6 protein-coding genes and 1 pseudogene are annotated in these 6,482 nt (G+C 37.1%); 4 read left to right on the top strand and 3 right to left on the bottom strand.

Annotation, left to right across the window (positions count from 1 at the left end):
* Window positions 1–77: 77 nt before the first annotated feature.
* Entirely contained in the window at window positions 78–2,099 is a 2,022-nt protein-coding gene (locus PMI13_RS02405) for a hypothetical protein (RefSeq protein ID WP_007840315.1), read from the bottom strand.
* Window positions 2,100–2,246: 147 nt separating this feature from the next.
* Here PMI13_RS02405 and PMI13_RS02400 point away from each other — a divergent pair, with 147 nt between their 5' ends.
* Window positions 2,247–2,594, top strand: a complete 348-nt coding sequence (locus tag PMI13_RS02400; protein WP_007840313.1) for a DUF4377 domain-containing protein — start codon at window positions 2,247–2,249, stop codon at window positions 2,592–2,594.
* 56 nt (window positions 2,595–2,650) lie between these two features.
* Here PMI13_RS02400 and PMI13_RS02395 read toward each other — a convergent pair whose 3' ends face one another.
* Both PMI13_RS02395 and PMI13_RS02390 read right to left on the bottom strand, forming a co-directional pair.
* Window positions 2,651–3,583: an SPFH domain-containing protein gene (locus PMI13_RS02395; RefSeq protein ID WP_007840311.1), complete on the bottom strand. Its 933-nt coding sequence runs from the start codon at window positions 3,581–3,583 to the stop codon at window positions 2,651–2,653.
* Window positions 3,584–3,657: 74 nt separating this feature from the next.
* Window positions 3,658–5,013: a deoxyguanosinetriphosphate triphosphohydrolase gene (locus tag PMI13_RS02390; RefSeq protein WP_007840309.1), complete on the bottom strand. Its 1,356-nt coding sequence runs from the start codon at window positions 5,011–5,013 to the stop codon at window positions 3,658–3,660.
* Window positions 5,014–5,083: 70 nt separating this feature from the next.
* On the opposite strand from PMI13_RS02390, the gene PMI13_RS21475 reads away from it, so the two are divergent.
* The 3 genes and pseudogenes from PMI13_RS21475 to PMI13_RS02380 all read left to right on the top strand — a co-directional run bounded on the left by PMI13_RS21475 (window position 5,084) and on the right by PMI13_RS02380 (window position 6,469).
* Window positions 5,084–5,395 (top strand): DNA-formamidopyrimidine glycosylase family protein, encoded by a 312-nt coding sequence (locus tag PMI13_RS21475; RefSeq protein ID WP_007840307.1) that lies wholly within the window; start codon window positions 5,084–5,086, stop codon window positions 5,393–5,395.
* A complete protein-coding gene (locus PMI13_RS21470) occupies window positions 5,361–5,744 on the top strand; it encodes a formamidopyrimidine-DNA glycosylase (RefSeq protein ID WP_007840305.1) in 384 nt (127 codons plus the stop codon). The genes PMI13_RS21475 and PMI13_RS21470 overlap by 35 nt, the downstream gene beginning before the upstream one ends.
* A gap of 101 nt (window positions 5,745–5,845) precedes the next feature.
* Window positions 5,846–6,469: pseudogene (locus tag PMI13_RS02380) on the top strand (class I SAM-dependent methyltransferase).
* Window positions 6,470–6,482 lie beyond the last annotated feature (13 nt).

Here is a 6,482-nt window from a genome sequence, read left to right as displayed (position 1 = left end):
GCGGGGTTTGCTTCGCAAACCCCGCCGAAACTCAATCTTTAAACATTGAACCCTAAACTTTAAACCTTTGACTTCAATTATTTAAATTTCTTTTTAAAACTGAATTTAAGCCGGTTCATTAATCCCGGTTCAATAATATCAATTCCTAAACCGAAATTACTGTCTGCCACGGTATGATGCGCCGTTCTGAAAGTTTCAAAATCATTCTGAGGAATTTCCAGATTCACCAGAGGTTTATAGTCAATATATACTGTTGCTCCGTTTTTTGAGACCTTCTTGCGGCTTGTAAAATCAAAATACGGATTATTGATGGTACTTTCCTGTACTGTATACTTTTCTTCCGCATCTATTTTCTGATCGGTATATAGATTGATTTCATATTTTTCACTGTCAAAATTATGCCAGAAAGGTAAATCTTTGTGCATAAAATCCCTGGCGCTTGCCTTTACGACATTCCGGTCAAAATACATCAGGAAACGGTTTTTCTGCTGATCAGTATAATATGGATTTTCAATGGTTGCTGTGTATTGGATTTTAAATTCATTCAGTTTTTTATCATCGCTTACAATATCGATGGAAGCGTCTTTGAAGATATTCCTGACATCGGTTCCGTTTCTGTCGTTAGAATAATTTAAACTATAAAACAGGAAATTATTCCAGCTGTCAACGATTTCTCTTTTGTTGGTATTTTTAAAGTACCTTCTCATGGCATTGGCCCGGTTTCCTCTGTAGGTTGTTGACAGTTTTAATTTCCCGGTGGTATTCTGGGCATTGAAGTCTACCTTTTCATCAATACAATAATAAGGGAATCTAAATGCTTTTCTTTCTTTTAATTCCTGGTCACGTTTTACTTCCAGGTAATGCATAAAATAAGTAGCACCTCTGTTTTCAATCAATCCGAATTCATCACGAATGGTGGCATCTATAAAATATTCTTCCCCTTTATAATCTATCTTTACAATCACATGATTAAATGTAAGTAAAGACGGAAGATAATATTTGATATAAAAATCGGTATGGAAATTCACCAACACTACAGAAGCATTTATACCAATATAATCTAAGATAACTTTTAATAAAACACTTTTTGCTTTGCAGTCTCCCTGTTTATTTTCATAGGTCACTGCCGGTTCCTGCGGCTTATGGCCGTTCATTTCATCTGCATTGAAAATATAGTAGATATTATTCTGTACATATTCAATGGCAAACTGAAGTTTTTCATCCTGATCAGTAATTGCATCCAGCTTCTGAACCAGATTCGGGGCATATTCCTGTAAGCTTGTTTTACTGTAAATTTCTTCATACATCGGTGCGATGTAATTGGATAAATCTGTCCAGTTGCTTTCTGTGGCAAAATCTATAAAAGGGAATATTTCGCGGCTTGCATCCACAGGATTGATATAGTCTTCTTCTTCAATTACAAACCGCTCTCCTTTTTTTAAATAATTCACCTCAGGCTCAAGGACATTTCCCTGCCCATCCCTGAAAAATGTTTTTTTATAGGTTACCGGTTCTTCGCGGTCATTCACAAACGTAAATTTAAAATTACCATATGCCCAATAATTATCCGGACTTACCCATACGTATTTAGAGAATTCCTTCCTTAGAAAATCACGGTCCGTAAAAGCTTTTATCCGGGAATCTTCAAGGATCAAAACGTCATACAGCCTTAAATCTTTGATGGTAATGTTGATCTTTTTATTACTGCTCAGGATTCCGCCACTGCTTTGGTTTTCACTGTCTAAAACCTTGATTTTTGTATCCGGAATTTTATCAATTAAAACACCTTCTCTTAAAACACTGATCCTGTGAATATGATATACTTCATTTTCTTCCACAACAACATCCATTACAGAAGCCCGCTCTAAATTGGACGGCTCATTCAGAGTATAAGCCATACACACATATTCATTATTTTCCTTGTTGCTGGTATAGTAGATTTTATCAAGAAAATAACAATAATCCCTTCCTTCACTCATCTGCTTTTTGGAAAAATCGGATTCTTTTATTTTTTCAATAAGCTGCTGATCATCAACATGTGTCGCCCATATTTCAGGCTTTTGAATTTTGTAATTTTCAATTTGAATTGGATTTTCCATATTATAATATTATGATTTATGTTATTTGGTGTAAATACTTAAGGGGGTTGAAATTAAAGAATTAAAAAGTAAAAAACAAGAGTAGAACAACGATGATTTTTATAAATCGCGGCATGGTAATTGTCGCCTAAGATTAAAATCAAACTTATGAAAAGTATTACAGCAATTCTAAAGGGAATTATTCCGGTTGTCGCATTTTTAGCATTTACACAATGTACAACTTCGGCATCCGCTTCCAGGGATGATGAAAAAACCTTCATTGTAGGACCTCAAACGGCAGACTGCACAGGAGTGGCTCCAATGAAATGTCTTCAGGTAAAAGAAAATCCTTCTGGAAACTGGGCTAATTTTTACAGCAATATTGAAGGCTTCACGTATGAACCCGGCTATGAATACGTTTTAAAAGTAAAAACTGAAAAAATCGAAAACCCGCTTGCTGATGGTTCTTCCATTAAGTATACCTTGGTAAAACAGGTTTCAAAAACAAAAAAATAAGGGAGCCCATATACAAAGCAAAACCTTCCGACCGGAAGGTTTTGTTTATTGAAATTTTAATGTTCATAATCTTTTGCCGGTGGCGGGTATTTTCCTTTGGTCGCCTCTCCTACGGTGTTGGCGGCAGTCATTGCTACCACTAAATCATTCAGCATTCCGCTAGCTGCAGTCGGGGAATTAGGTAATAAAACAAGGTTGCTTCTGCTGCTTGCTCCTACCGAATGTAAAGTATCGTAATGCTGGGTAACAACAATCAGGGCTGATGCTTCGTGAGAATTGATATCTACATTGTTCAGCATTCTTACGGATTCTTCAAGACCTTTTGCAATTTCTCTTCTCTGGTCTGCAATCCCCTGTCCCTGAAGTTTTTTAGATTCTGCTTCCGCTTTTGCTACTGCAACAATCCTGATTCTCTGAGCTTCAGATTCATATTCTGCTGCGGTTTTTTCTCTTTCGGCTGCATTGATTCTGTTCATCGCATGTTTTACCTGCTCATCGGGGTCAATATCCGTTACCAGTGCTTTAATAATATCATATCCGTAACTTTGCATCGCCTCCTGGAGTTCTGCTTTTACGGCAATGGCAATATCATCTTTTTTTAAGAAAACATCATCCAGTTTCAGCTTCGGAACCTCAGCTCTCACAACGTCAAAAACATAGGATGTAATCTGGTCATGCGGACTTTCCAGACGATAGAAAGCATCAGCAACCTGGGTTCTGATCACCTGGAACTGCACGGAAATTTTCATTTTCACGAAAACATTATCCAGTGTTTTCGTATCGATCATTACATCAAGCTGTTGAATTCTGAGATTCATTCTTTTGGAAATCCTGTCGAGATAAGGGATCTTAAGCTGTAAACCTGCATGGCGTACAGAATGAAACTTCCCTAAACGTTCCACAATAGCTGCAGTTTCCTGTTTTACCGTAAAAAAAGAAGCAAATAAGGTAACGAGCCCGATGAAAACAATAATGCCCAAGTATGTCATAGTATAAAAATTTTATTTGATTAGTCGTAGTAAGATACGAGTTTGTTAATTTTTATACTGTAATTTCATTAAAATTACATTGTCATTCCAATATCAATTCCCTTAATTTTTCTGTAAAGATCAGTGGCATAGTTATCTGTCATTCCGGAAACAAAATCAATCACACCCAGTACTTTCTGATATTCTGATCCGGTTTCATATACAAACTGGTTGGGAAGCAGTTTCAAGGCCATTTTATCATAAGACTTCCTTTCTTCTTTAGACTTCAGAATAGAAGGAATAAAATGATCCAGCAATTCGTACATTACATTATATCCGGCATTTTCAATCTCTACGACAGCTTTATGGTTATAAATTTTCTCAATGGAAAAACTTTCAATATCCTGTAATGTTTTGTTATCTGATTTATAAATATCCAAAAGGGCCTTATCTAAATTTCCTTCAAGAATTGTTGTGAAATTCTGCTTGTACAGCTCAATCGACTTATTGATCAGGGCATTGATTACCTTGGCTCTTAGATAGGATATTTTTTCATTATCATTACCAATGGAATCCAGTTTTCTTTTCACCCGGTCTACATCATCGGTCTCAGATTTTACCAGTTCAAAAAAAAGATTTTTACAGTCCGCCGTTGATACAATACCCAGTCTGTGAGCATCTTCCATATCAATAATGTTATAGCAGATATCGTCGGCCGCTTCTACCAGCCATACAAACGGATGTCTTTTAAAAATATAAGGTTCTTCACTTTCGGAAATTAACTGGGTCGCTTTTGCGATTTCTAAAAAGATTTCTTTTTCGTTCTGAAAAAAACCGAATTTCTTTCTGTGAATAATTCCTTTTTCCTTAGCAATGGCTTCACAAGGATATTTGGCTATACTTGCCAGTGTACTGAATGTAAGCTGAATCCCGCCCTGGTCTTTACCCTGTTGCTGATGAGTCAATACCCTTATTGCATTGGCATTTCCTTCAAAATTAACAAGATCTGCCCATTCTTTTTTGGAAAATTTGGGCTTCAGGTCGCGTTCATTCTTTTCAAAATAGCTGGCAATAGCATCTTCTCCCGAATGTCCGAATGCAGGGTTGCCAACATCATGGCATAAGCATGCTGCAGCGATTACATTTCCCAAATTATGAAGGTAAAAACTCTTGGAATCTTCTGTAAGGTCACTTTTAAAAGTTTCGGAAATAAATTCTCCAATCACACTGCCCAAACTCCTTCCAACTGATGAAACCTCCAATGAATGCGTCAGACGGTTGTGCACAAAAACACTTCCGGGAAGAGGAAAAACCTGTGTTTTATTCTGCAGCCTCCTGAAAGCCGAAGAGAAGATGATCCTGTCAAAATCTCTCTGAAAATCAGTTCTTGATGCTATAGTATTGGGGTTATTTCCTGTACGCTGACTGGTGAAAATCCGGTTTAAATTCATCATTCGCCAAAATTACTTCAAATTTTACTTTTACGGAATACTATTTGAACTTTTATAGAAAAATAAAGCGATGCCGGAAGGCCCTTCCATATTATTCATGAAAGAAAACCTGCAACCATTTGTGGGCCGTAAAGTAATTGATGCCAACGGAAATGCGAAATTCGATAAAACCCCGTTAAAAGGCAAAACACTTCTTGAAATCCACACTTTCGGGAAACAGACTTATCTCGTTTTTAATGATATCTGCATCAGAATTCATTTATTGATGTTCGGCTCTTACAGTGTTGATGAGCAGACAAAACCAGACAAAAGCCTCAGGTTGGCACTGCAATTTCGAAAAAGGGGTAATGTACTTTTATACCTGTTCTGTAAAAGCAGTTGAACCGGAATTTTTAGCGACAATCAACTGGAAAGCCGATGTACTGAGTGATAGCTGGAGTCCTGGAAATGCAGAAAAGAAATTAAAGGCCAAACCGGGAATGATGGTTTGTGATGCCCTGATGAACCAGGATATCTTTTCCAGCGTCAGGAATATCATTAAAAATGAAGTATTCTTCAGAATCGAAGTACAGCCTGAAAGTATTGTTGAAAATCTGCCGTCAAAAAAATGGAAAGAACTGATCGTTGAAGCCAGAAACTACAGCTTTGATTTTCTGGATTGGAAGAGGGATTTTGTATTGAAAAACCATTGGTTGGTCCATACTGCCCGAAATGGGGACAAAACTTATTAAGAAACAGACCGGGGACTTGGAAAAAGATCAGAAATTATATTAAAAATCATGTTTTTTAAACAAGAAAGTGTTTTACATTTATAATAAGTTAAAAGGATATAATGACTGATAAAACCTGGCTTAGCCGATGGGATGAAAGATACAGCAATAAAGGGTTTGCCTATGGTACAGAACCTAATAATTATTTGAAAAACCAGCTGAAAAAACTCAATCCTGGCACGATCCTTTTTCCTGCTGAAGGTGAAGGACGCAATGCCGTTTTGCTGCTCAACTCGGATGGAAAGTGTCTGCATTTGATATCAGCTTTGAAGGGAAAAACAAAGCATTACAGCTGGCAGAAAGCAACAATGTAAGGGTCGATTACCAGGTAGGCGAATTGCAGTCTTTAGATTTCCAGGACGGGCAGTTTGATGCTATTGCACTTATTTATGCCCACTTCCCTGCCGATATTAAATCATCCATTCATACAATTCCGGATCAATATTTACGAAAAGGAGGCCTTATAATCTTTGAAGCCTTCAGTAAGAGCCATCTTGACTATGTTTTAAAGAATGAAAAGGTAGGTGGCCCTAAAGACATTGAATCGCTATTCTCAACTGATGAAATCAGATCCGATTTTCCTGGGTATGATAGAACTGGCAGAAACCGAAATAGATCTTCAGGAAGGCCTGTTCCATAACGGAACCGGCTCAGTAATAAGGTTTGTCGGACAAAAGAAACCGTGAAATCTTATTTTCT

Source organism: Chryseobacterium populi, assembly GCF_000282115.1.
Lineage (GTDB): Bacteria > Bacteroidota > Bacteroidia > Flavobacteriales > Weeksellaceae > Chryseobacterium > Chryseobacterium populi.
The sequence above is the reverse complement of the archived record's forward strand: the minus strand, read 5'-3'. Positions and strand labels throughout refer to the sequence as shown.